The organism is Bacillus sp. AFS059628 (assembly GCF_002571225.1).
Taxonomy (GTDB): Bacteria; Bacillota; Bacilli; order Bacillales; family Bacillaceae_G; genus Bacillus_A.
This window is the reverse complement of sequence record NZ_NVEC01000043.1, coordinates 16,062-39,530: the sequence shown is the minus strand read 5'-3', so window position 1 is coordinate 39,530 and position 23,469 is coordinate 16,062. Positions and strand designations below refer to the sequence as shown.

Genomic DNA, 23,469 nt, shown 5'->3' with positions numbered 1-23,469 from the left:
AAACCGCTTCTTTACAAAGAAAACATAGTCCATAGTCTAACATAAAAGAAACACTCATTCTATAGCTATATCCCTTTTCCAATTTCTTCTGAAAAATCAACCTTTATTGACTTATAATAGTTAATAAGGTAAAATATTAAATGTACAAAATTATTAACTTTGTTTTTGTTTGTGTCAGGAGGAAAATAACATGGAATCAGCGATACAACTAGAAAGAGAACAACAAAGAAAAAAGAAACATCCTCCAGGTTTATACTTACTCTTCTTTACAGAAATGTGGGAAAGATTTAGTTACTATGGATTACGAGGATTATTAACATTATATTTAACGACAGCTTTAGTAAGCGGTGGTCTTGGGTTTAGTCCTGCATGGGCACTCTCCATTTACGGATTTTATACTGGAGCCTGTTATTTCACACCAATGATTGGTGGATACTTAACAGACCGGTTCCTAGGTAGACGAAAAGCGATCACAATTGGTGGTATAACAATGGCAATCGGTAACCTTACACTATTTGCCTTGCAAAACCAAGTCGGCCTATACCTCGGATTAGCGCTTATTATTATCGGTAACGGATTCTTCAAACCGAACATCTCTACACTGGTTGGGGAATTATACGAAGAGAACGATCCAAAACGTGATAGTGCATTTACCATTTTCTATATGGGTATTAACGTCGGATCATTTTTAGCTCCACTCGTTTGCGGATTTTTATCAGAAAATTTATTCAAAACAACGGTTGATGGCGTTGTACATTACGGATTCCGTTACGGTTTCTTAGCCGCTTCAATCGGAATGATCATTGGACAAATTTTATTTACAACATTATCAAATCGCTTCCTTGGTGATATCGGTAAAAAACCAACTCGCGATTTACAAACAACAGATGGACAACCATCAGTAGGAGATACACCGTTAACAAAAAAAGAAAAACAACGTACTGCAGTTATCGTCATTTTAACATGCTTCGTTGTCTTCTTCTGGGCTGGCTTCGAACAAGCTGGTAGCTCATTAACATTATATACAAACAAATTTGTAGACCGCTCTGTGTTCGGATGGGAAGTTCCAACATCTTGGTTCCAATCGGTCAATCCATTATTTATTATTTTACTCGCTCCAGTCATTTCAGCATTATGGGCAAAACTTGCAACTCGCAAGCGCGGGGATTTAAAAATCCCAACTAAAATGGGACTTGGTATGATCTTGCTCGGTATCGGTTATATCATTCTCGTTATCGCTACATTAAAAACTGGTAGTGATGAACATAACATTACAGAAAAAGCAAACCTACTATTTATCGTCTTTACGTATCTTTTCCACACGTTAGGTGAGCTATTCCTATCACCTGTTGGACTTTCAATGGTTAGTGCACTTGCTCCGGTAAAACTTGCTTCTTTATTAATGGGAGTATGGTTAGCAAGCTCAGGAATCGCCAACATTTTAGGCGGACAACTTGCAAGCTTCACAACTTCACTTGGATATGCTGAAGTATTTACCGTAATAGGAGCTGTAGCAATTGTATTAGGTTGTGTTTTATTATTAATTTCTAAAAAATTAGTGAAATGGATGGATTAAAAAAAGATGAGGGATTTCCCTCATCTTTTTTATGCATTCTTACCTTTTTCTATCGCTTGTTCGTACAGCTCTTTATGTTCTTTATATTCACTTGGCACAAAATTCTTATAGAAGAATGCAAGCCAACTGTCTCCTTTTTTATATCCTTCTTCTCTAATTTCTGCTGCTTTTTTATTTGATTTAAATCCTTCAATAAACCATTTCTTTAACGATTCATTTTTTTCATACTTAGCAGGAACTTTCAAATCATAGTTTTCAAATGCATACTTATAGCCAGCCTTTTCTACTGCTTTTTTTGTAGACTTATAACCCTTTTCATAAGCTGTTTCATACGCCTTTACGTACACATCTTGCTCTCTATTTCCAGGGTTCTTTCCAGCTAGTTCCTTACCTGCCTTTTCCCCTAGTTCAGCTTGCTCTTTTTCAATTTTTTCTGTTCTTTCTTTATTCCCTACTTGGAAACCTTCTGCAAAGTTCTGCTTAAACTCTGGAGCAATTTGACTATCTTCCATCGTCTCTTGCGCTAAACCTTGCTCTTTTCCTTTTTCAAAATGCATTTTCTTTTGCTCTTCTAAAGACCAAGATGCAGTATAAGCTGTTTTAAATGCTTCTTTATATGTATCTGATTTTCCAGCTAAATGTGATTCCGCATCATTTTTCCCTGCTTTAAAATCAGTCTCTCCACTTTTTTGTCCCTCAAGCTGCCCTTTTTCCATATCAGCTTGATGCTGTGCTTCCTCTCGCTTACGTGCCTCTTCTGCTTTTCTTTGCTCTTCAGCTACACGTTGTCTCTCTTCCTCTGCCTTTCTTTGTTCCTCCGCTACACGCTGTCTCTCTTCTTCAGCTTTACGCTGCGCCTCTGCGGCACGTTGTTTTTCAGCCTCAGCATTGCGCTGCGCTTCCGCTTGTCTTTCAGCTTCTACAGCACCATTATTATTTTGACTAGGAGCTGGACTCGTTGCACCACTACTAGAAGCTGGTTTATTGTGATAATGATATTCCCCGTACTGCAATCCCCATTTTTCACAATTTGTACGACACGTATGTCCCCCATTAGCATCTGTACGTCCTGGATGCGCATAGGCTGAAATTGGAGCTATCAATAACGCTACACTTGTTGTTAAAAGAAGTTTCTTCACCTGTTGTTTCACTCTTGTTCCTCCCAAAATCTTGAATTCTAACTTTATTATACATAAATAGAAAAATACATAAATACCAACTAAAATATTCTATTATTTCTCAACATTAGTAAAAAAGAAGGTCAACTCTTAGAGAGTTGACCTTCTTTTTTATTTCTTCGCCTTCGTTCCTACTAAATCACCAGCAACAACGTAACGCTTAGAATTATCCTTCACAGATACACATGTAATAAGCGTTATTTCATCTTTCCCATGATCCTCAACAACTTCCCACTTATCAGGAGTTACTTCAGATACACCAGTAACCGCATATTCATATTCGTTTTCATTATCATACAAATAAATTTTGTCGCCTTTTTTTAAAGAGGCTACATCACTAAATAAAACACCTTTTTTAGACATGTTATGTCCTGCTAATGCATAGTTCCCTTTTCCCATTACTTGATTTTCTTTTACTGTCGCTGCACCAGATAATAGATTTTTCTCAGTAGAAGATTTTAAAACAGGAAGTTCTAATGAAACACTCGGGATCGAAATACGCCCAATTACTTGTTTCTTATCTAATGATGCATTCGCCACTTCTGCCAAGTCTGGCTGATTAATTTTCGAAGCATCTACAAATTCCGTCTCATGTTTTTCATAATCCATCTTTTGAACAGCCTGCACATTTTCAGTCTGTTTCTTTTCAGCCTGATATCCATCATAAAATGGCTTTCCGATTAACACACCACCTACAACAAATAGAAGGATTGCTACTATACTATAAATTCTTTGCTTATTCATATACAATTCCTTTCCCATACAAAATCTTACTCTATATAAAATGATAAGATAATATTGCTATATGTACAAGTATAAGCTAAAAAGAAACCTTCTTGCCGATGCAAGAAGGTTTCTTTTTAGACTAATTTATTTCTGTACAATGATACATAAAAGACTGTCATTTGAACAAAAAGCATGAAAAATAAAATATATAACGGATATCCAGGAATATATATATTGGCTACAGGAGAAAGTGTTAAAAATCCAATAGCAATAACTACTCCGTACCAAAATGAAATAAATGTTGTTCGGCATGCCTTTTGTGTGATTTCTTTTTCCCGCTCATCTTCTTGTGGAAAGAGTAATGGGTACATCCAATAAGAAAGTGCTTTATGTTTCTTCTTTTGAACTTTATAAAAAATCGTCGTTATAATAGCTACAATTGTTAACAATCCTAATGGTATCATATTGATTGTTACTTCAAATGGAAATTTCTCAGTTTCAATAATATTTGCCAGCTCTATCCAAGCATAATAGAGTTCAATAAATGCCCAACAAACAATCACAAATCTCAGCACATTTACAATATAAGAAACAGCAATTTTATTCATCATTCTCCCCCTCCTTATTTAAAACAAACACATCTTCCATCTTTAACTGAAATACATCGCAAATCATAAGCGCTAATAATAATGAAGGAACATAATCCCCTTTTTCAATTGCAGCAATCGTTTGTCTCGTCACTCCAACCTTTTCTGCTAATACACTTTGCGAAAAATTAAACCGAGCTCTTAATTCCTTCACTCTATTTAAAATGGTCAAATTTACCACCTCTCATTTATATTGTATGCTAACCTTAACAAAATGTAAACTCTACTTAACATTAGTTTCATAAAAAAATCCAACTTTACGTATTGTAAAGTTGGATTACATGTTAGTTTAAAATTGTAACTTTAACTGTTCTTCTGCCCCAGCTACTTGATGAACCTTTATCTGGCATTAAAACATCAATTCTATGCCCCTTAATAGCTCCACCAGTATCGGCTGCAATTGCTACTCCATAACCTTCAACATTTACAGTCTTACCTAATGGGATAACATTTGGATCTACAGCAATTAATTTCATTCCTGGGTTTGCAGTTAAGTTATAGTGTCCCCATGCAGAAAATACTTGTTGACCTGGTGCATAACCATTTTCCGCTGGATCCGCTGTATAAGCTGTAGCTTCTACATAAATTTCTTTCCCACCAGCAGTTGGCTTAGAAGGTGGTTCAGGTTGTGCAGGTTCTACCTTCGAATTATTATTAGCAACTGGTTCAGCTGGTTTACTAGCTTTTGCTTGCTTTTGCTTTTCAGCAATTTCTGCTTGTGCTTTCGCTAAAGCTTCTTGCTCTGCTTTTGCAGCCGCTTCTGCTTTTGCACGCTCTTCCGCTGCAATTCTTGCTGCTTCTTGCTCACGAGCAATCGTTTCTTGTACTGCCTTCATGTTTGATTCGATTTTAGCTTTTTCTTCTGCAGCTAAATTAAGTTGGCTTGCAACCTGATTATATTTATCTTGAACTGTTTGTAAGTTAGCTTGACGTTTTTTCAAGTTATCTTGCAACTCAGCTTGTGCTTTTGCTAATTTTTGTTTGTCTACTACTAAAGATGCTTCTTTTTCATCAATTGTTTTCTTATCTTCTTCAATTTGACGAAGATCTTGTTCTTGTAGACGTAAAATTTCTTTATCAGCTTCTAAAATAGTAGAAACTGCGTTCATACGTTGTAAGAAGTCTGCAAAGTTCTTTGACTCTACTACAACTTCTACTACTAAACTCGTATTTGAACTGTTTTGAACAGAAACCATACGTTTTCTCATAATATCTTTACGAGCAAGGACTTTATCCTCTAAAACGACAATTTCGTTCTTTTTTTGCTCAATCTGCTTATGTGTTTCATCGATTTTACGTTGAATAGCAGCTTGATCCTCTTTATTTTTTGCAATTGTATTATTTAAATTATGTAGTTCGTTTTCGATACCTTGAATTTCTTTACTAACAGCTTGCTTCTCTTGCTCTTTCTTTTGCATTTCTGCATCGTTTTGCTGCAATTGCTGTTGCATGTTGTTAAGTTTCTCGTCGTTTGACTCTGCTTTAACAGCGACTGTACTAGAAAGACCTATAATTCCTGCTAATACTAGACTACTGATTCGCTTAAAATAGTTCATAATCCGACTCCCTTCTTATACAGTTATACATGATTTATTTTACAGTTTGTTTACAATACCATTAAATACAGTTTATTTTTCATGACGAAAAAAAGGGAATTATGCATAAAATGTAATAGATTCTTAAATATTTAACAATTCCTATATTTAAAAATTATAAAAGATGCTAAAATCCAAATATAGAGAAAATATAACTTCTAAAGGCGGTTGAAATAAATATATGTTTACTCAAAAGAAATCACTCCAACATAAAATTGATCAATTAGAAAGTCGTATACAAGAACTAGAAGCAGAATTAAAACAAAAGGATATCGAACAACAAGAGACTATTTCTTCTATCCACGATCGTGTACAAAGCGTTGTTCAAGAGCATAAACTTGTAAATAGCCAGCACCATACACTTCAAAATTTAGTTCAACAATTAAACTCATGTTTCGAAAATGTTTCAATGCGCACGACACATTCCAATGAATTGAACAACGAAATGTTACAAAAAGAACAAAGTTTAATTCAATCTATTGAAGAAATTATTGACTGTTCTAATGAAGGTAAAGAATCTGTTCACCGTTTACTTATTGTAATTAACAAATTAGGTGAACAATCTCAGCGTACGTCTAACAGTATGAATCATTTAAGTGAACGTTCAAAAGAAATCGAGCAAATTGTAGAAGTCATTCAAAACATTGCAGCACAAACAAATTTACTTGCTTTAAATGCGAGTATTGAAGCTGCGCGTGCTGGAGAGCACGGTAAAGGATTCGCTGTCGTTGCTAATGAAGTAAGAAAACTAGCAGAAAGTACAGCGGAAAGTACAAAAAACATCGGCAACTTAACGAAAAAAATTCAAGAAGAAATTGAAAAAGCATACGATAATACAAAAGATAATTTACATTTAGTCGATGAAGGTGTAGAAATGAGTGCCGATACAAATGCTAGAATCGAAAATATTTTAATTATGATTCAAACGTTACAAAACGGTGCTACCAATGTTATTAAAGCTATCGAAAACCAAAAATCTTGTAATGATGATATATTACGCGAATTTGCTAATACACAACAAATGTTCCAAAAGTTAAATACTACTATTATGAATCACATTCATGATGCTGAGAAAGTCGATGTTCAATTAACAAAAAGTCTTGAAGAAACAGTAGTTTCTCATTAATAATAAAAATCCCTTATACTTTTATAAGGGATTTTTATTATATTTCGAATATTTATTTCTTCTCAATATTCATCTGTATCTTTGTTATAATGGACAAGTTATTTCTTTAGACTATTAAACAAGGAGGTTATTATGGAACAATTTCACTACATTTTAAAATATTTAATTCTTGGTCTGTTCCAAGGACTAACAGAACCCATTCCGATTTCTTCAAGCGGGCATCTCGTTTTAGCACAGCACTTGCTAGGACTAAAAATAGAAGGGTTTAGCTTCGAACTACTTGTTAATTCAGCTTCATTATTAGCTGTGTTACTTATTTATAGAAAGGACTTAATTCGTCTAACGAAGAATGGTCTATCTTATATCTTTACAAGAGCAGAGGACGCAAAATCAGATTTCTTCTTTATTATTTATCTTGTTGTTGCGACGATTCCAGCAGGTGTTATTGGTGTTTTATTTAAGGATTACATCGACCAGTACTTAAAAGGTGTGAAGATGGTTGGGATTTCCCTTCTTATTACCGCTGTCGGTCTCTGGATTATTAGAAATTTGCGTGGACGTAAAAATGATGGCGATCTTTCTATGAAAGATGCAATCATCGTCGGATTAGCACAAGCTTGCGCACTAATTCCTGGAATAAGCCGCTCAGGTGCAACAATTGTAGTGGCGATGTTACTTGGTATGAAGCAAGAAACAGCACTTCGTTTCTCATTCCTACTATATATCCCTGTTAGCTTAGGTGGCTTATTACTAAGTATTACAGACATTGCAAAAGATCCAAATCTAGATACACTATTCGTACCATATGTCGTTGCTTTTATCGCAACATTTATCATGACATATATTTCGTTAAAATGGTTTATGAACATTATGGCAAAAGGAAATTTAAAATATTTCTCTTTCTATTGCATTATCGTAGGTGTACTTACTCTTATTTTCTTATAAGGTGAAACTTACAAATCAAAAAGCGACTCGTTTTTTTATAACTCTATGAAGTTAAACCTATCATTTACTTTAAATTTTCTGAATAGTATAATATTTATTATAATAAATCTTTTCTACCATTATCGCAAAAGAGGTGTTCATATGTTTATTGTTACTAAACTCATTCGCATTAAATATAGTTATGAAAATGAACTACTTAATTCGCTTGAAAAATGTTATCCATCCCCTGGAACAAATGGTTGTATTAATATAGAATTTTTACATATGCATCGTACAAGTGATGATGCACAATATATGATTCGTATGTTATGGAAAACACAACAAAATTATCATACATGGCTTTCTCAAAGAGAAGAAATTGAAACTTGGAAACGTAACTATATCCTTTCTTCAAAATCAAATGCTACCTATATGCACGATCCTCTCGCTTGCCATTCCTAAAAGACATGTAAAGCCCCTCTTACTTTTTTTGTACAGTAAGAGGGGCCCTTTTATGCGTATACTTTCTTTTCTTGACAATACAAACGAATAACATGTTTATTTTGTTGAAATACATCATGCGTTAGGCGGATAATAATAAAATTTCGTTTTGTTTGATCATCATGAACAAAAATCTGTTCTCCCTCCTGAAAACGCCATGCACTTTCAAAAGTTGTAATATGATCCCCACTTACAGAAAAAAGCTCATATCGCATATCTTGTACCCTCTCTCAACTTATAATAATCATAATATCCTTATATTAAAGTTAGTATAACTTAATTTCGTTTAAATTTGTAATTTTTTCTATTTCGAAATATTTTAATTTTGTTTTCAAGTTCTTTTAACGTTATAATGATAAACGAATTTTCATTGAAAGGAGTTTCATTTTGACTGCATATTTATTTCCAATAAAAACAGCATTTATTTTATTTCCTATTTTAGCAATGTTTCTATTAATCCCTTTTTTAATATTTAATTATCGCAAGTACGGTTATTTAAATAAATGGCGTTCATTTATTTTATACTCATTATTACTTTATGTATTAAATGCCTATTTTCTTGTCATTTTACCTTTACCCCAAACATATGACACGTGTAGCCTACAACCGGCTAATACACAACATATGCAGCTCTCACCATTTTATTTCATACAAGAGATTGGTAATCATACCTCAGCGATTTTAACGAAACCAGCTACGTACTTCTATTTATTAAAGGAGTCTGCGTTTTTACAAGTTGCTTTTAACGTTCTATTAACCGTTCCATTCGGTATTTACTTACGTTATTATTTCCGACGTAGTTTCTTACAAACAGCGTGCATTTCTTTTTGCCTTTCGCTGTTCTTTGAGTTAACACAAGTAACTGGATTATATGGTATTTATAATTGTGCCTATCGCTTATTTGATATTGACGATTTGTTTTTAAACACACTAGGCGGCTTAATTGGTTTTATCATTGCACCAATATTTACGTACTTCCTTCCGAAAACAAGCGAATTAGATATTCATATTGATTTAGAAACAAAACCAGTCGGATTTATTCGTCGTCTCATTGCTATGCAAATTGATTGGATTTTCTTATCTATCGTTGTACCGTTCATTAAAAACAAAGGGAATTCACTATTTATCGCTAACATCCAATCTTATACAAATGTATACGAACTCCTTTTCATTACATGTTCAGTTTTCATTTACTTTATTATCATTCCATACTTTACAAATGGAAGAACAATAGGAAAAGCATTGCTTCGGATTTACATTAAAGGCCAGGCAGAGCGTATTACACTAAAAGAATTATTCATCCGCTACGGTATATTCTATTTCATTTTAGGTGGAATCAATTATATTCTTTCGAGTAGCTCTATCTTAAATCTTAAAGAACCTTTAGTATTAGTAGTTATATTATTATTCCAACTCGTAATTAACGGTCTATTTATTATTCATGTTTTATTACATGTATTTAGTCGTGATAAGTTACTATTTTACGAGCACATTAGTCAAACAAGAAATGCGATCATACTAAAAAAAGCTGACAAGTAATACTTTGTCAGCTTTTTTTCATAATCGTAAATAATTTTTCTGTGTAAGGATTTGAAAACACTTCTGCTTCATCTAGTAACTTTCTCACCTTTAGAAACGAATGCATTTCCGGATATATATTTTGTAATTTTTCGTACGTTAACGTATGCATTTTCCCCCAATGCGGGCGCCCTTCATACTTTAGAAAAATTTTCTCCACCTCACCAAAATAAGCAGCATACTTCATACCTTTATACATATGAACAGCAATGTACGCTGAATCCCTTCCGTATGCTGGACTGAGCCATATATCATCACTTTTCACATAACGACATTCAATCGGAAAGTGTACTTTATACTTTTTCTTTTCAATAAGATTTGATATTTCTTCTACAACGACCTGCATATACTTTGACGGAACACTATACTCCATTTCATAAAATGGAACTGCACGAGATGTAGCAAATACTTCATAACTCGGACCAATTATTTTTGTATTCGGTACAGCTTTAGCTGATAATCGACTTACTCCTTTACTTATAGAAGGAAACCATTTACATCCTTTAGATAACAAAGAGAACATCTTATTTTCAAGCAACTCTACCTTGAGTTTATGCCATTTCAAATCACTTTTTTTACCCGTCGTTTCATTTGTAAATTTCACTTGTACTTCATCTGAATAAGGAAAAACGAAAAATTCAAAATGGCGATTTTTTTTATATTCTTCTAGCTTGTTCATTACAGTAGATAATGACTGTTTTTCACTTTTATAAACAAGTGAATAGGCTGGAATAACCTTCAATTTTATTTTTACAATGATACCTAACATTCCAAGCGATAACTGAAAGGCTCTCCAATATTCCACATTCTCAGTTTCCGAACAAACTATACTCTCACCTGTAGATAAAACTGCAGTAATCTCTATCACTTGTGTTGATAAACTTCCAAAGGTAATACCCGTTCCATGAGTCCCTGTACTAATCGCTCCTGCAATCGATTGTGAATCAATATCCCCTAAATTTTCTTGCGCATAACCTTTTTCTGCAAGTAACTTCCCTAAGTCATGTAGCTTTGTTCCTGCCCATACTTCGGCAACCATCTTCTCTTCATCAATATTCACAATACCTTTCAATTCATCCAAAGAAATTAAAATTTCTTCCGTCTGCACAAGAGGGGTAAACGAGTGTCCTGAACCGACAACGCGAATTTTCTTCCCTTCTTTTCGTGCAAGCTCTACAACTTCTACTACATCTTGTATACTTTCCGGATACATCGTATAATGCGGTGTTCCTTCTACATTCCCTGTCCAATTTCTCCATTTTTGTCCCTTTATAGAAAGCATTGGCCATCCCCCCGATATGTTGAATACTCCCCAACAATCTCTCCTTCTTTCACACGATATAAAAACGGAAACCGCTCACATAACTCTCCAGCTTTACTATGACGAAACAAGATAGCATCTCCTATCTCTACTCGTTCCTCACCGTTATAAAAAATTGGTGTTTGTACTTCACCAGCGCCTTCTAAAGCTAATAGTTTGGCATCATTTGGCCTCCAAATCTCAGGTTCTTTATCTTTCCCGATTGCGCCTGAGGCAATATATCCACCACCTAGACAAGTGTAAATAAACGGGGCTGGTTTACGCACAACTGGTAAAGCAAATCCGACAGCTGGATGAAATTGCACCTCTTTATAATAATCAAATAGCTTCGGAGCATAAAAAGCAGAGCCTATTGTAATCTCCGAAACTGCATTATCTTTCTCAGTTGTTTTTATGCTTCCTGTGCCTCCCCCATTTACAAACCTTAATTCAATACCTAGTTTTTGGATTTCTTTTACGATATGTCCTCTTCTTCCTTTAACTTCTAACACCGATTTCTTCTTTAAGTACGAAATCACTTTACTTTTCACTCGTTGATTTGGTATGTGATCTCCTACCCCAGCAATTTGTGCTTCATATCCCATGACACCGTCTAGTATTAAAAATGATGATTCCTTCAATCTTTTTACTATTTTCAAAGCACCCTGCACATCTTTTACCGGTGATCTTTTGACCCCAAAATGAAGCTTAAAAAAACGACTACTCATATCAATATCTAAGCAAACACGAAAACATCCTTTAGACTTCTCAGCAATTTTTTCTAAATAAACAATATGATCTTCACAATCCACCATACAAGTTATAATGAGCCCTTGCTTTGTTAGCAAACTTATTTCATGTAACGCTCTATCATCATAAGCAGGATATCCGAGCAATAAATCATTGAATCCTTGTTCAATTAAAAACAAAACTTCCCTAGGTGAAAAACACATAATACCTTGAAAACGATCATTTGCAGATAAAATCTTTTGCATAACCGGAACAGAACGTAACGATTTACTCGCTATACGAATCTTCTTATTTCCACTTAATTCTATAATCGATTGAATGTTTCTATCTAAAGCTACTTCATCCAAAAATGCACACGGTAATGGAACTTCTTTAAAAATTCCTCGATCCACATTTTTTCTCTCCTCTTCTCTATATGTCTTATACATATTGGAAAGAAAGTTGGAATCTCCTCTACAAAATAAAAAAGTTTCTTCCTATTTAAGAAGAAACTTTTTTAGGACTACTTCATAGAAATAGTTGCTGCTACTGGATAATGATCAGAATAATCATCATACGTATATTTTTTGAGCCATGATGTAACAGTCCACTGTGGAGATTTCGGTTGTAACACTTTATTCTCTATAAATGACGGATTCGCATGGTCTTTACTTGCCATAATATAATCTAAATACTCGGCAGGGCTATCAGGGAAATTATATTTCGCAATACTGTTTGTCGTCGCATCCCAAGTTGCTGTATGTCCCGTATAAGATGGAATAGAAGCGTGTAATGTTTTAAACATGGATGCGTACTCTGAGTCACTATTGTTCTCTGCATTTATTTTATTCACGTTCATATCACCACCAAATAGAACGTACTCGTCATTTGGTATATTTTTATTTTTAATAAAATCTTGAATTTCTTTTAGCTGGTTTGTACGTACAGATGCAGGTGAAGTTTTTCCACACATACTATCTTCAGCCTGCAAGTGTGTCCCAATCACATGAACGAAACGATCATTTTTCTTAATTTTCGTGTATACAAACCCTTTATTTGATAAATTATCTGGTCCGCATCCTTTTGAAAATATATATTGAACCTTTTCAACGATCGGCCATTTACTCACGATTGCAACGCCTCCATCTTCAGGCGTTGCAGATGAATAGTTACCTAACGTTTTATCCCATTCATTTCCGTTACTACGACCTAATACCGCTGTTTGATTTGGATATTCTTTCTTCAAATTTCCTAACAAACGATCTGATGCGCTATTATCAAACACTTCATTTAATATAATAACGTCTTGATTCTTTATATAATCTGCTGCTCCAATTAAATCAGCACGCTCACTTTGTCCCCAGTTCGGATATAAGTTTGTTGATAACATGTACACATTATGTGTCATCACTTTTAATGTATCATTTTTATTTGTAGACACTTCCGCTTGAGCTGACGATCCACTATATAAAGCCGCTAGACCGATTCCAACGCTAAGTATACTTTTTAGTAATTCACCTTTCACGTTTCATACCTCCATTTGTATAGTGATAAAAAGGCCAAATACTCTATTGTGAGATTTGACCTTTTTTAAATACTTAACGATCTCCGTACGTATCAAACCAAAGCTGAATGTATCCAGCAGTAACACGTTGTGCATCCATTAATCGCTTACCTGTCATTGGTGTAACTTCAGCGCGCCATTTATCTGCATATTCTTGTGATACAGCTGCTTTTACGAACCAATCTTTCGTATTATCATTTACAATTCCAGAGTAATCTTGTTTCGCCACTACTGCCGCTCCATGAATCCAATCTTCTGGATTTGTACCTTTCCAGTTCCAATATCCATTTCCATCCGTTACTTTATAATTATCTTTTATCGTATCTACAAAGTTTTCATATTTAGAATGGAATCCTTGTGGGTACGAAAGATTTGTAAAGTTTGCCGCATGCATCGGTTGGTTTACATCTCCTAAATAATGAAGAGATAATCCTAAATAGAAGAATGCTTGTTTCATATCTTTATTTTTATATGATTCACCAGCTAATTTAAAATATTTAGCTCCAGTTTCTTTTGCCTGCTTTGCAAATGGAATATATGTTTTTCCATTGTCTGGATCATAGAAATGTGAAGCAAATGTGCTATTATCATAATAAGGATTTTCATAGTCAGCAGCATAAATACCGTTCTCTAACTCCGTACGCCATTCATTTAATTGTGCAACTCGATCTTGTTTTACAAGTGTTGTATTGCGAGACATAATATCAATCGCACGGTTTACAATCCATAAATGAGAGTTTACGCCTTCTTTATGTTTATCTTCAGCAGACCAGCGATGAACTATTTTTATTTTACTTCCCCCATCATTTTCATGAGCAAATGCAACACTTTGTAACGGAGCTACTAATGTAATAGCTGCTGCTAAAGCAAGTACTTTCTTTTTCATCTGAAATCCTCCATTTTATAATTGAATTATTGTAAACTTTTTTGTTAGGATCCTATGATGTCGTCCGGTTAACCTATGACTAGAATATCCCACCTTTCATAAAAATTCTATCACTAAATTAAAATATGTAAATGTTCATATCATTATAACTTTATACATAGTGAATATAATGAATGAATGCACTTTCATTTTAATAAACTATTATTAAGGCTTGTCTAAACTAATGTAAAAAAAGAGTAAAGCATACACATGCTTTACTCTTTTTTTCTATTCGATAATATACTTGGTAGTTGTACATTAACTGCCAACTTATGAATGAATCCAAATACTAATCCAATTCCAATAAATATGTATAAGATTGTAAATATCTTTCCGAAATCAGTTTGCGGACTAAAATTCGCATCACCGACAGTCGTCAACGTGACCACACTAAAATATAAAGCGTCAAGAGGACGTAATCCTTCAACTGTACTATAAAAAATCGTACCAGATGTTAATGTTAAAAATGTTAATACGAATAATACTTGAAATTCTTTATCTTTCCACGCTCGTAAACAAGCTTTTAGCATCCGTTTCAATGTCAACATAAATGAAAGCATTCGACTTCCCCTTCCAAACAAAATACCTGTAGTTACAGGAAAGTCTATCACCTTTCTGTATAGAAAAAAAGTAGCCCTCTTCTATTTCTAGAAAAGAGCTACTTTTTACTATTCTCTATTATTTAGGTGAAACAAGAATTTTCACTTGTGTTTTATCTTTTACAAGTGCTTCAAATCCTTCTTCAACAACTTGATCTACTGTGATTTTTTTCGTAATTAATTTCTCTGCTTGAATTTGGCCAGAGCTAATTAATTTAATAACAGCTGGGAAGATATGACGGTATCCTAAAATACCCACCACTTCTTTTTCTTTTAGTACAAGATTGTTTGGAGTAATTGTTGCGTCTTTTTCCCATACACTAACAATTACAGTTTGTCCTTCGAAACTTGTACTTTCAATTGCTTGACGAAGTACTACTTCAACACCTGTTACTTCAAAGCTCACATTTACACCTAAACCATTTGTTAAGTTACGAATTTCTGCTAATACATCTTGAGTAGCTGGATTTAATACGTAATCCGCACCTGCTAATTTTGCTAACTCTTGACGCTCTTTAGAAAGTTCAACTGCAATAACAGGAGTTGCTCCTGCTGCTTTAGCTGCTTGGATAACAAGAAGTCCAATTGGACCACAACCAAATACTGCTACAGCTTCGCCTTCTTTTAATTTACTTTGACGTACTGCATGAACTGCTACAGCTGCTGGTTCTACAAGCGCACCTTGTTCATACGTCATTTGATCTGGAATATGGTGAACCATATCTTCTGGTACTACTGTATATTCAGAGAAACCGCCGCCTTCTCCGCCAAGACCGTGGAAAACAAGTTGTTCACAAACATTGTAATGTCCATGTTTACAAGCTTCACATTTACCACAAGAATAAATTGGTTCTACAACGACGCGGTCTCCCACTTTATGAGATGTAACGCCTTCACCGATTTCAACTACCTCACCGCTAAACTCATGACCTAAAATAACCGGTGCTTTTACGTGTGTTAATGGATGCTCTTCTGTTGGAATAAAAATAGGTCCTGCTAAATATTCATGCAAGTCTGTCCCGCAGATACCACACCATTTCACTTTAATCTTAACTGCTCCTGGTTTTACAGTTGGTTCTGGTACTTCTTCTACTCTTACATCACGTTGATTATGCCAAAGTAATGCTTTCATTTTATACATCCCTCTCTATGTATATACTTAACCTGGTGAAGTTTACAAATCTATTATAATACTTCTATCCATATATTTCAAAAAAACAATCTCATTTCCACTAAATTTTAACAAATAACGTTCAATATTTTGTCACTTTGTACTTTTTTCCACATCTGTTAATGCGAATTTCATTGCGGTTGAAATTAGCATTATGCCATAATAGCATAGGAGAGGTGAATATCGCTTGAAATATTTTATTTACTTTATTGTTATCGTAGCGTTTCTAGATACATTTTCACAATTACCTATTATGAGTACGTTCGCTCAAAGTCTTGGAGGATCCCCTCTTATTATTGGGCTAGTTGTCGGCATGTACTCATTCGCTAATATGATCGGTAATATTATTGCTGGCGCTGCTGTCGATAAATTTGGTGCAAAAAAAATACTTTATATAAGCATGGGACTTACGAGTTTCATAGTATTGTTATACACAGTTGTTCAAAATGGTGAACAACTATTAGTTGTGCGCTTTATGCACGGCTTTAGTGATGGATTTTTAATTCCTGCTGCCTTTACGTTTTTATCAAAACAAACAAATGCAGCAAGACAAGGTAAGGCAATGGCTCTATCTGGTGCTGCTGTTGGAACAGCGGCAATTGTAGGACCTGCTTTCAGCGGGATTATGAAAGCAACTGCTGGTATAGAGTGGGTGTTCATTACCATTTCTATTTTAATGGTTCTTGGTACAATCGTATCTCTATTCTTCTTACCAAATAACGTATCGAGAAAAGATACTTCAAGAACACAAATGATGAACAAAGAAGATATGATTGAACTATTGAAGTCGGAACCGTTATTACAAGCATACATTGGTGCTTTCACACTCATGTTTTCACAAGGAATTGTCACTTATATGTTACCAGTGAAAGTTGAGGCATTAGCACTTAAAGCATCTACAACAGGCATGATGTTAAGTGTATTCGGTATTACCGCTATCCTCTTCTTCTTACTACCAACAAATCGTATTTACGATCGATTTAATCGTTCAAAACTAATGCTAATCGGTATTGCAGTAATGGCATTAGCATTATCTTTACTTGGATTATTCGCAACAAAAGGTATGCTCTTTATCGTTATGATGGTTTATGGCATTGGATTCGCTATCCTTTTCCCATCAATAAATGCATTACTTGTTGAAAATACGACAGATGATAAGCGCGGAAAAGCATTCGGATTGTTTTATGCTTTCTTCTCATTAGGAGTTGTTGCTGGATCCTTTACAGTTGGTGCAATCGGGGCATCCCCTAGCATTAGCTTCGTTATTGGAACTGCATTCTTATTAACATTTGCCGGAATGATTTACGTAAGAAGCAAAGTAAAAGGCAGAGACAAAGTAAAAAAGACAATGATAGGATAATTCCATCATTGTCTTTTTTTAATGATAAACTTCTATTCAACTTTTTACTTTCAATAAGCCGTATTTAATAAACAATGTGGCATTATATTTTTCATAGAGATAATACAATGGATAACAAAATAAGAAGAAAATAAGTACAGTTGGTACATCATCTATAATAGAAAAATATTTTACTAGTAATTCCTTAATACTCTCTCCAATTATAATAAACAGTGGGATTATACAAATTGCTGCTAATATTAAGCACGGTGTAATCCTCATTTCTTTTAGCCTCACTTTACAGTGTGGACACCTGAATGAAAAAGGATGCGGGAGATCAATAATATGTTGCGCAGTAATATCTCCTTCACACTGTGGACATTCAATTATTTCTTTCATTTAACTCAACTCCTTTCTATCTATAAAAAGAGCACTATCCAATAGCGCTCTTTTACTGCCGAATATATTATTTTTGTGTGTAACCAAGTAACAATGTAAATAAATTAAACTGTAAAGGCAATACTACATTTCTTCTTTTACAAAAAAGGTGTATAAATACCGACGATACTTCGACAATTTCCTCGGAAATATTTCCTTTCCCTACATAATTTGATACACTACACATGAACAGACACTTATATTACATAAGCTAAAATAATAACTTACTGTACAATTAAAAAGCACATTCTTCATATGAAGAATGTGCTTTTCTGTTATTAACGTTTAATCCAAACAGCGCCTGCCGATTTATCATCTGCTTGTCCAACAACTTGGAATTTAAGTCCAAGGTTTGGAACTTTTCTTCCTGCGTCTGCAATTTGTTTGTTACTATAGACTTTTGAATCGTCAAAAGTTGTAACACCTTGTAATCCAGAATAGTTAAACTGTCCACGTGTTAATGAATTTACACTCCATGCTGGTGTTTGATCAAATGAAAATGCAGCGTCTGCAATTTGCATACCTGTATTACCGTATGTTGGTTTCCCGTTTAAATTACCAACAAGGGCTTCTGGATGAGAATCTACAACACCAAGGAATCCTTCACCTGGATGCACCCCAACCCAGTTATCTTTAAAGCTATCATCTGCATACCAAACGACAAGACCTGTATTATACACTGGACCTTTTCCTGCTTTTAATCCATTATCTGATCCCGCATAGTTTCTCCACTCTAAGTAGTAATAATGAGCTTTCTTCTCTGTTCCATCAGAAACAACAAAACCCTTTACATTCATTTTAGACTGTCCTTCTGCATCATCGGAAAATACAACTTGTCCATCAACAGTTACATTTACATTATCCATCGCGAAACCTTTATATGTTACAGCCGGATCTGTAATATAATCGAATTGTAGTTTCACCTTTTTTCCTTTAAATTGACTTAAATCATATGATTTATCAATCCATTTCCCATCTGTTGTATCTTTATCTCCTTGGACTACTTTTTCTCCAAGTTTATCAATTAATGTTTTCGTTCCATCTTCTGTTACTGCATGTACTTCGACAAAATCGCACTCTGCTTCTAACTCATAATTTGCTTTATAATCGAATTTTGCATTTGTTCCTTTTGTTAAATCAAAGAATGGTGTTTCTAATGTTGTATGCATATCATCGCCTCTTGTACTATAATATGCATGCTTTCCAAACTCCGGCTTAATCGTTTCAACACTCTTACCTGGTAAGTTAACACGTACAACACCTGGACGATTTGATTTCGTAACACTTTGATCGATATATGTAGGTACTCCTACACCACGCTTAATTTTATCGTAATCTACTTCTAAAATTTTTGCCCAGTTGCCACCCATATTCTTTTGTAAGAAGTCTTTATTTTGTGGTGAGAAACTAGTTGGCTCTGTTCCTGCAATTTTCCCTGTCCAACTACCTCCACTCATTAATGACCAAGCTTCGACAGGTGAACCAGTTCCCGTATATTTCGTGTCATATTCATCGGGTAAGCCAAGATCATGTCCAAATTCATGTGCAAATACACCTACTGCTCCATCTTCTGGTTCAATTGTGTAATCATGCGCCGCTACTTTTCCACCAAAGTAATCTACCTTTGATTTTGTACCTTCAACCGCTACTGGATCTATTGCTAATTTTGAACGATGTGACCAAATGGCATCATCGCCTAATTTACCACCACCAGCTTCTTGCCCAACACCAGCATGGATTACCATTAGATGATCAATTACACCGTCAGGTTCATTTTGATTCCCATCACCATTTGTGTCATATCTATCAAATTGATCAAACTGAGATAAATCTAATCCTTTCTCAGCAGCTGCATGTAAAGCTTCTTTCACTAAATCACGTGCACCTTTTGGTCCTTTATTATCGTGCCCACTACTACCATCAGCACCATAGTCAGCCGCTTTTCCTGGAACAGTTAGCCACTCCGTTACATATCCGTCTGTCGTATAACTACCACCAGACTGCTCTTCGTAATATTGTTTAAATGTTTTTACTTTCGAACCATCAAATAACGTGTATGGTTCATTACCAAATAACATCTTTTGATAATGCTCTCTACTAAAGTCATTCGAATACATATACCCTGGTGTTTGATCGATATTATTATGTTTATAATCACTAAATTCAACGAGTAATACTAATACTTTATCTGTTCGAACAGCCCCCTTATATGGCGCTTGCTTTGCTTTAGATGTTGGAACTTGTCCATTCAATTGTTCTTTATTTGGTTCAGGCTTTTGCTCAGGGCTAACATTTTTTTCAGGTTTCTTTACTTTCTCCTTTTCTTCCATTTTTTTCTCTTTTACTTTTTTCACGAAATCAGATGCCTCTTTAGCAGTATCAGCTGGAAGAATTTCTTTATTTGCCTGATCTCCTTGTTTCTTTTCAATATATTTCTCTACAGCCTTTTTCGTCTCTTCTTTAGAAGATGCTGGATTAATTGTTCCTCTTTCTTTCAGCGCTTCCGCTAGACGATCTTCTTGAATTAAATTGTAATCAATTGGTGTTGTAGACACATTTTCTTTCTCTTTTACTGGCGTTTCTGCGTACGCTAATGGAGCACTCATTACAGATGTACATCCGATAATTGCCGCAATTGCTAATGACGATAACACTTTAAATGGCGCTTTTCTTCTCATTCTATTTCTCTCCTTTTATAAAACTTAAAATTCAGATAAATAAGTGCATTTTTGTCGAAATCCCCGTTTACTGCCCTCCCTATATAAAAAGGCATAATTCTATAAACGTTAAGCTTTCTGTTATAGAATCATGCCCTCCAGTTTTCTGGTCAGAACTTCTACCGTTTTATGTCGAAATATGAAAAATAAAAAGTGATTTGATATATATTAAATATCTTATATAACAAATTTAAAAGACAATATGCAAAATTGCATGAAAATTCTTTTAAATAAAAAAGAATCCTAGTCAATTAAACTAGGATTCTTGATTTCTATTATTTCTCTTGTGTTTTTTCCCAATCAGCTAAGAATTTCTCAATTCCTTGATCTGTTAATGGATGCTTCACTAATGAAGCAATTACGTTTGCTGGGATTGTTGCAATATGTGCACCGTTTAATGCTGCGTCAGTTACGTGAACACTGTGACGTACAGATGCTGCGATGATTTCTGTTTCGATACCGTGAATGGCAAAGATTTCTGCGATTTGGCGAATTAAGTCCATACCGTTATGACCGATATCGTCTAAACGACCTAAGAATGGTGAAACGTATGTTGCACCAGCACGAGCTGCAAGTAACGCTTGAACTGCTGAGAATACTAATGTAACGTTTGTGCGAATTCCTAAGTCAGAGAATGCTTTTACTGCTTTTAAACCTTCTGTTGTCATCGGAACCTTTACAACAACGTTTGGAGCAATTTTCGCTAATTCTTTTCCTTCTTCGATCATTTTATCAGCTTCTAAGCTAATTACTTCTGCACTTACAGGGCCTTCTACAACGCTGCAAATTTCACGAATACGCTCGTGGAAATCTACTCCTTCTTTTGCTACAAGTGATGGATTTGTCGTTACTCCAGCTAATACGCCTAATGCATTTGCCTCTTTAATTTCGTTAATGTTTGCTGTATCAATAAAGAATTTCATTTGTTATTCTTCCTTCCTAATTTTCATTTTATATTTATTTGTTTTTCTTAATAAGCTCTAATTCAATCGGAATAGATTTGTCCACTTTTTTACCTTGTGTGATCTCTTTTGCTGTTTGCATCGCCTTCTCCCCGATTAATTCCGGTTTTTGAGCAACTGTTGCAGCCATACGCCCATCTTTAACCGCTTTTACAGCATCTTCTGTTGCATCAAATCCAACAACGACTACATCCGTTTTTCCAGCAGATTTCAATGCTTCAAGTGCCCCTAATGCCATTTCGTCGTTATGCGCAAACACGGCTTTAATATCACCATTTGCTTGCAAAATGTTTTCCATAACAGACAATCCTTTTGCTCTATCAAAATCAGCCGCTTGTTTAGCAACTACTTTTAAAGACTTATCCGCTACGTTATGGAATCCTTTCCCACGCTCACGGGCAGCAGAAGATCCAGGAATTCCTTCTAATTCAGCAACATTTGCTCCCTCGCCAACTAATTCACGAATGTAATCACTAGCCATTTGACCACCTTCAATGTTATTAGAGGCAATGTGAGAAACAACTTTACCTGAATTGGCAACGCGGTCTACTGTAATAACAGGAACATTCGCTGCATTTGCCGCACTTACTGCTGAAGCAACAGCATCTGAATCGGTTGGATTAATAACAACTACATCGACACCTTTTTGAATTAAATCTTCAACATCATTTGTTTGCTTTGCTGCATCATTTTGAGCATCAACAGCAATCAATTCAATGCCGCTCTCTTTCGCTTTCTTTTCTGCCCCTTTTTTCAAAGTCACAAAAAATGGATTGTTTAAAGTTGAAACAGAGAATCCAACTTTAATAGTTTTATTTCGACCTTTATCGCTAGAATCCTTTGCCCATTCCGGTGGTTCCATTGAACAACCAGCAGCAATGACCATAATACATGCAACGAGTATAAGTAACCATTTCTTCATGAACTGTCCCTCCATTACGCTTCTTTTCGGCGATCAATTAATACAGCTAGTAAGATTACAAGTCCTTTTATAACTTGTTGGAAGAAAGAAGATACGCCTAATAAATTTAAACCGTTATTTAGTACACCGATAATTAATACACCAATGAATGTACCAACAATCCATCCTCTTCCCCCTGAAAGACTTGTTCCCCCTAATACAACTGCTGCAATTGCATCTAATTCGTAAGAAGTACCTGCAGTTGGCTGTGCAGAATCTAGTCTTGATGTTAAGACAATACCTGCAAGCGCTGCCAAAATTCCGGAAAGACCGTAAATCATAACTTTAATTCTCGTAACATTAATACCTGATAGTGCTGCTGCTTCTTCATTTCCACCAATTGCAAATGTACGGCGGCCAAATGTCGTTTTCTTCAAAATAAAGTACAGTACTGCGAAAGCGATCATCATTGTAACAGCTGGTACCGGAATACCGAGAAAATAACCGCGGCCAAACATTTGGAACGTTAAATGATCACCAAGACCAGTGATCGGACGTCCGTCCATATAAACAAGCGTCAACCCACGAAAAATAGTCATTGTTGCTAACGTCGCAATAAATGGAGCTACTTTTCCCTTCGCTATGATGATACCGTTTACAATTCCCATTACAAGACCAGCTAATAATCCAACTGCCATCGCAAGGAACGGGTCCATGCCACTTGCCATCATTCCAGCAACAAGTGCACTTGCTAATGCTAAAATAGAACCTACCGATAAGTCAATACCCCCTGTTAAAATTACAAAGGTCATTCCGAATGCAATAAGCGCATTAATCGATACTTGGCGCAGTATATTAAATAAATTTGGAATTTCAATAAATGCTGGATTTAAAGCTGTAATTACGACGATAATTAGTGCTAAACCGATTAAAGAACCGAGTTGTTGTAATACATTCCCCTTCTTAGCCATCC

The 23,469-nt window shown here is 35.0% G+C and carries 23 protein-coding genes; 6 read left to right on the top strand and 17 right to left on the bottom strand.

The genetic code is table 11. From position 1 onward, the window contains the following. The first annotated feature begins 190 nt into the window (after positions 1-190). Complete coding sequence (locus COL05_RS14720; RefSeq protein WP_000443147.1) at positions 191-1,576, top strand: peptide MFS transporter; 1,386 nt, start codon at positions 191-193, stop codon at positions 1,574-1,576. Between the two features lie 29 nt (positions 1,577-1,605). Here the strand turns inward: COL05_RS14720 and COL05_RS14715 are convergent, their stop codons facing one another. The 5 genes from COL05_RS14715 to COL05_RS14695 form a co-directional block, all read right to left on the bottom strand. After that, entirely contained in the window at positions 1,606-2,727 is a 1,122-nt protein-coding gene (locus COL05_RS14715) for a YHYH domain-containing protein (RefSeq protein ID WP_098669153.1), read from the bottom strand. 138 nt (positions 2,728-2,865) lie between these two features. Beyond that, positions 2,866-3,498, bottom strand: coding sequence for a class A sortase (locus tag COL05_RS14710; RefSeq protein ID WP_048527835.1), 633 nt, complete (start codon positions 3,496-3,498; stop codon positions 2,866-2,868). A gap of 116 nt (positions 3,499-3,614) precedes the next feature. Then, a complete protein-coding gene (locus COL05_RS14705) occupies positions 3,615-4,088 on the bottom strand; it encodes a DUF2178 domain-containing protein (protein ID WP_098669180.1) in 474 nt (157 codons plus the stop codon). Next, positions 4,081-4,299 carry a helix-turn-helix transcriptional regulator gene (locus COL05_RS14700; RefSeq protein WP_061531504.1) on the bottom strand — a complete coding sequence of 73 codons (219 nt, stop codon included), beginning with the start codon at positions 4,297-4,299 and terminating at the stop codon, positions 4,081-4,083. Before COL05_RS14700 ends, COL05_RS14705 begins: the two co-directional genes overlap by 8 nt. 112 nt (positions 4,300-4,411) lie before the next feature. Next, a complete protein-coding gene (locus COL05_RS14695; RefSeq protein ID WP_098669152.1) occupies positions 4,412-5,683 on the bottom strand; it encodes a 3D domain-containing protein in 1,272 nt (423 codons plus the stop codon). A 220-nt stretch (positions 5,684-5,903) separates the two neighbouring features. Between COL05_RS14695 and COL05_RS32445 the strand changes: the two genes are divergently transcribed. The 3 genes from COL05_RS32445 to COL05_RS14680 all read left to right on the top strand — a co-directional run bounded on the left by COL05_RS32445 (position 5,904) and on the right by COL05_RS14680 (position 8,234). Next, positions 5,904-6,848: a methyl-accepting chemotaxis protein gene (locus COL05_RS32445; protein WP_098669151.1), complete on the top strand. Its 945-nt coding sequence runs from the start codon at positions 5,904-5,906 to the stop codon at positions 6,846-6,848. A 132-nt stretch (positions 6,849-6,980) separates the two neighbouring features. Continuing rightward, positions 6,981-7,793, top strand: a complete 813-nt coding sequence (locus COL05_RS14685; RefSeq protein ID WP_098669150.1) for an undecaprenyl-diphosphate phosphatase — start codon at positions 6,981-6,983, stop codon at positions 7,791-7,793. A gap of 141 nt (positions 7,794-7,934) precedes the next feature. Next, complete coding sequence (locus COL05_RS14680; protein ID WP_098669149.1) at positions 7,935-8,234, top strand: hypothetical protein; 300 nt, start codon at positions 7,935-7,937, stop codon at positions 8,232-8,234. Between the two features lie 50 nt (positions 8,235-8,284). Here the strand turns inward: COL05_RS14680 and COL05_RS14675 are convergent, their stop codons facing one another. Next, positions 8,285-8,488 carry a hypothetical protein gene (locus COL05_RS14675; RefSeq protein ID WP_001268332.1) on the bottom strand — a complete coding sequence of 68 codons (204 nt, stop codon included), beginning with the start codon at positions 8,486-8,488 and terminating at the stop codon, positions 8,285-8,287. 172 nt (positions 8,489-8,660) lie between these two features. Here COL05_RS14675 and COL05_RS14670 point away from each other — a divergent pair, with 172 nt between their 5' ends. Then, complete coding sequence (locus tag COL05_RS14670; RefSeq protein WP_098669148.1) at positions 8,661-9,812, top strand: VanZ family protein; 1,152 nt, start codon at positions 8,661-8,663, stop codon at positions 9,810-9,812. Positions 9,813-9,819: 7 nt separating this feature from the next. Here COL05_RS14670 and COL05_RS14665 read toward each other — a convergent pair whose 3' ends face one another. The 6 genes from COL05_RS14665 to bdhA form a co-directional block, all read right to left on the bottom strand. Next, positions 9,820-11,133: a D-arabinono-1,4-lactone oxidase gene (locus COL05_RS14665; protein ID WP_098669147.1), complete on the bottom strand. Its 1,314-nt coding sequence runs from the start codon at positions 11,131-11,133 to the stop codon at positions 9,820-9,822. Next, positions 11,121-12,293, bottom strand: coding sequence for an amino acid deaminase/aldolase (locus COL05_RS14660; protein ID WP_098669146.1), 1,173 nt, complete (start codon positions 12,291-12,293; stop codon positions 11,121-11,123). The genes COL05_RS14665 and COL05_RS14660 overlap by 13 nt, the downstream gene beginning before the upstream one ends. Positions 12,294-12,403: 110 nt before the next feature. After that, the gene (gene sph / locus COL05_RS14655; RefSeq protein ID WP_098669145.1) at positions 12,404-13,405 is read right to left on the bottom strand and encodes a sphingomyelinase C; all 1,002 of its coding nucleotides are present in this window, start codon (positions 13,403-13,405) and stop codon (positions 12,404-12,406) included. 73 nt (positions 13,406-13,478) lie between these two features. Then, the gene (gene cerA / locus COL05_RS14650) at positions 13,479-14,330 is read right to left on the bottom strand and encodes a phospholipase CerA (protein WP_000731007.1); all 852 of its coding nucleotides are present in this window, start codon (positions 14,328-14,330) and stop codon (positions 13,479-13,481) included. A 254-nt stretch (positions 14,331-14,584) separates the two neighbouring features. Further along, on the bottom strand, positions 14,585-14,929 hold the full coding sequence (locus COL05_RS14645; protein ID WP_000948234.1) for a potassium channel family protein: 345 nt from the start codon (positions 14,927-14,929) through the stop codon (positions 14,585-14,587). Positions 14,930-15,047: 118 nt separating this feature from the next. After that, the gene (gene bdhA, locus COL05_RS14640; RefSeq protein ID WP_098669144.1) at positions 15,048-16,100 is read right to left on the bottom strand and encodes a (R,R)-butanediol dehydrogenase; all 1,053 of its coding nucleotides are present in this window, start codon (positions 16,098-16,100) and stop codon (positions 15,048-15,050) included. Positions 16,101-16,326: 226 nt separating this feature from the next. Here bdhA and COL05_RS14635 point away from each other — a divergent pair, with 226 nt between their 5' ends. Then, positions 16,327-17,499: an MFS transporter gene (locus tag COL05_RS14635; protein ID WP_098669143.1), complete on the top strand. Its 1,173-nt coding sequence runs from the start codon at positions 16,327-16,329 to the stop codon at positions 17,497-17,499. Between the two features lie 36 nt (positions 17,500-17,535). Here COL05_RS14635 and COL05_RS14630 read toward each other — a convergent pair whose 3' ends face one another. The 5 genes from COL05_RS14630 to COL05_RS14610 all read right to left on the bottom strand — a co-directional run bounded on the left by COL05_RS14630 (position 17,536) and on the right by COL05_RS14610 (position 23,467). Continuing rightward, a complete protein-coding gene (locus tag COL05_RS14630) occupies positions 17,536-17,877 on the bottom strand; it encodes a hypothetical protein (protein ID WP_098669142.1) in 342 nt (113 codons plus the stop codon). Between the two features lie 317 nt (positions 17,878-18,194). After that, complete coding sequence (inhA2, locus tag COL05_RS14625) at positions 18,195-20,594, bottom strand: M6 family metalloprotease immune inhibitor InhA2 (RefSeq protein ID WP_098669141.1); 2,400 nt, start codon at positions 20,592-20,594, stop codon at positions 18,195-18,197. 314 nt (positions 20,595-20,908) lie between these two features. Next, the gene (gene fsa, locus COL05_RS14620) at positions 20,909-21,556 is read right to left on the bottom strand and encodes a fructose-6-phosphate aldolase (protein ID WP_000667664.1); all 648 of its coding nucleotides are present in this window, start codon (positions 21,554-21,556) and stop codon (positions 20,909-20,911) included. 34 nt (positions 21,557-21,590) lie between these two features. Further along, positions 21,591-22,517 (bottom strand): ribose ABC transporter substrate-binding protein RbsB, encoded by a 927-nt coding sequence (gene rbsB, locus COL05_RS14615; protein WP_098669140.1) that lies wholly within the window; start codon positions 22,515-22,517, stop codon positions 21,591-21,593. 14 nt (positions 22,518-22,531) lie between these two features. Continuing rightward, a complete protein-coding gene (locus COL05_RS14610) occupies positions 22,532-23,467 on the bottom strand; it encodes an ABC transporter permease subunit (RefSeq protein WP_098669139.1) in 936 nt (311 codons plus the stop codon). Between the last annotated feature and the right edge of the window lie 2 nt (positions 23,468-23,469).

Bases quoted from the DNA above. Each gene is read 5' to 3' on its own strand.
- COL05_RS14710 (WP_048527835.1), bottom strand. From the start codon at position 3,498: ATGAATAAGCAAAGAATTTATAGTATAGTAGCAATCCTTCTATTTGTT.
- COL05_RS14685 (WP_098669150.1), top strand. From the start codon at position 6,981: ATGGAACAATTTCACTACATTTTAAAATATTTAATTCTTGGTCTGTTC.
- bdhA (WP_098669144.1), bottom strand. From the start codon at position 16,100: ATGAAAGCATTACTTTGGCATAATCAACGTGATGTAAGAGTAGAAGAA.
- COL05_RS14645 (WP_000948234.1), bottom strand. From the start codon at position 14,929: ATGCTTTCATTTATGTTGACATTGAAACGGATGCTAAAAGCTTGTTTA.
- COL05_RS14675 (WP_001268332.1), bottom strand. From the start codon at position 8,488: ATGCGATATGAGCTTTTTTCTGTAAGTGGGGATCATATTACAACTTTT.
- COL05_RS14680 (WP_098669149.1), top strand. From the start codon at position 7,935: ATGTTTATTGTTACTAAACTCATTCGCATTAAATATAGTTATGAAAAT.
- inhA2 (WP_098669141.1), bottom strand. From the start codon at position 20,594: ATGAGAAGAAAAGCGCCATTTAAAGTGTTATCGTCATTAGCAATTGCG.
- COL05_RS14705 (WP_098669180.1), bottom strand. From the start codon at position 4,088: ATGAATAAAATTGCTGTTTCTTATATTGTAAATGTGCTGAGATTTGTG.
- COL05_RS14610 (WP_098669139.1), bottom strand. From the start codon at position 23,467: ATGGCTAAGAAGGGGAATGTATTACAACAACTCGGTTCTTTAATCGGT.
- COL05_RS14630 (WP_098669142.1), bottom strand. From the start codon at position 17,877: ATGAAAGAAATAATTGAATGTCCACAGTGTGAAGGAGATATTACTGCG.
- COL05_RS14720 (WP_000443147.1), top strand. From the start codon at position 191: ATGGAATCAGCGATACAACTAGAAAGAGAACAACAAAGAAAAAAGAAA.
- fsa (WP_000667664.1), bottom strand. From the start codon at position 21,556: ATGAAATTCTTTATTGATACAGCAAACATTAACGAAATTAAAGAGGCA.
- cerA (WP_000731007.1), bottom strand. From the start codon at position 14,330: ATGAAAAAGAAAGTACTTGCTTTAGCAGCAGCTATTACATTAGTAGCT.
- COL05_RS14695 (WP_098669152.1), bottom strand. From the start codon at position 5,683: ATGAACTATTTTAAGCGAATCAGTAGTCTAGTATTAGCAGGAATTATA.
- COL05_RS14665 (WP_098669147.1), bottom strand. From the start codon at position 11,133: ATGCTTTCTATAAAGGGACAAAAATGGAGAAATTGGACAGGGAATGTA.
- rbsB (WP_098669140.1), bottom strand. From the start codon at position 22,517: ATGAAGAAATGGTTACTTATACTCGTTGCATGTATTATGGTCATTGCT.
- COL05_RS32445 (WP_098669151.1), top strand. From the start codon at position 5,904: ATGTTTACTCAAAAGAAATCACTCCAACATAAAATTGATCAATTAGAA.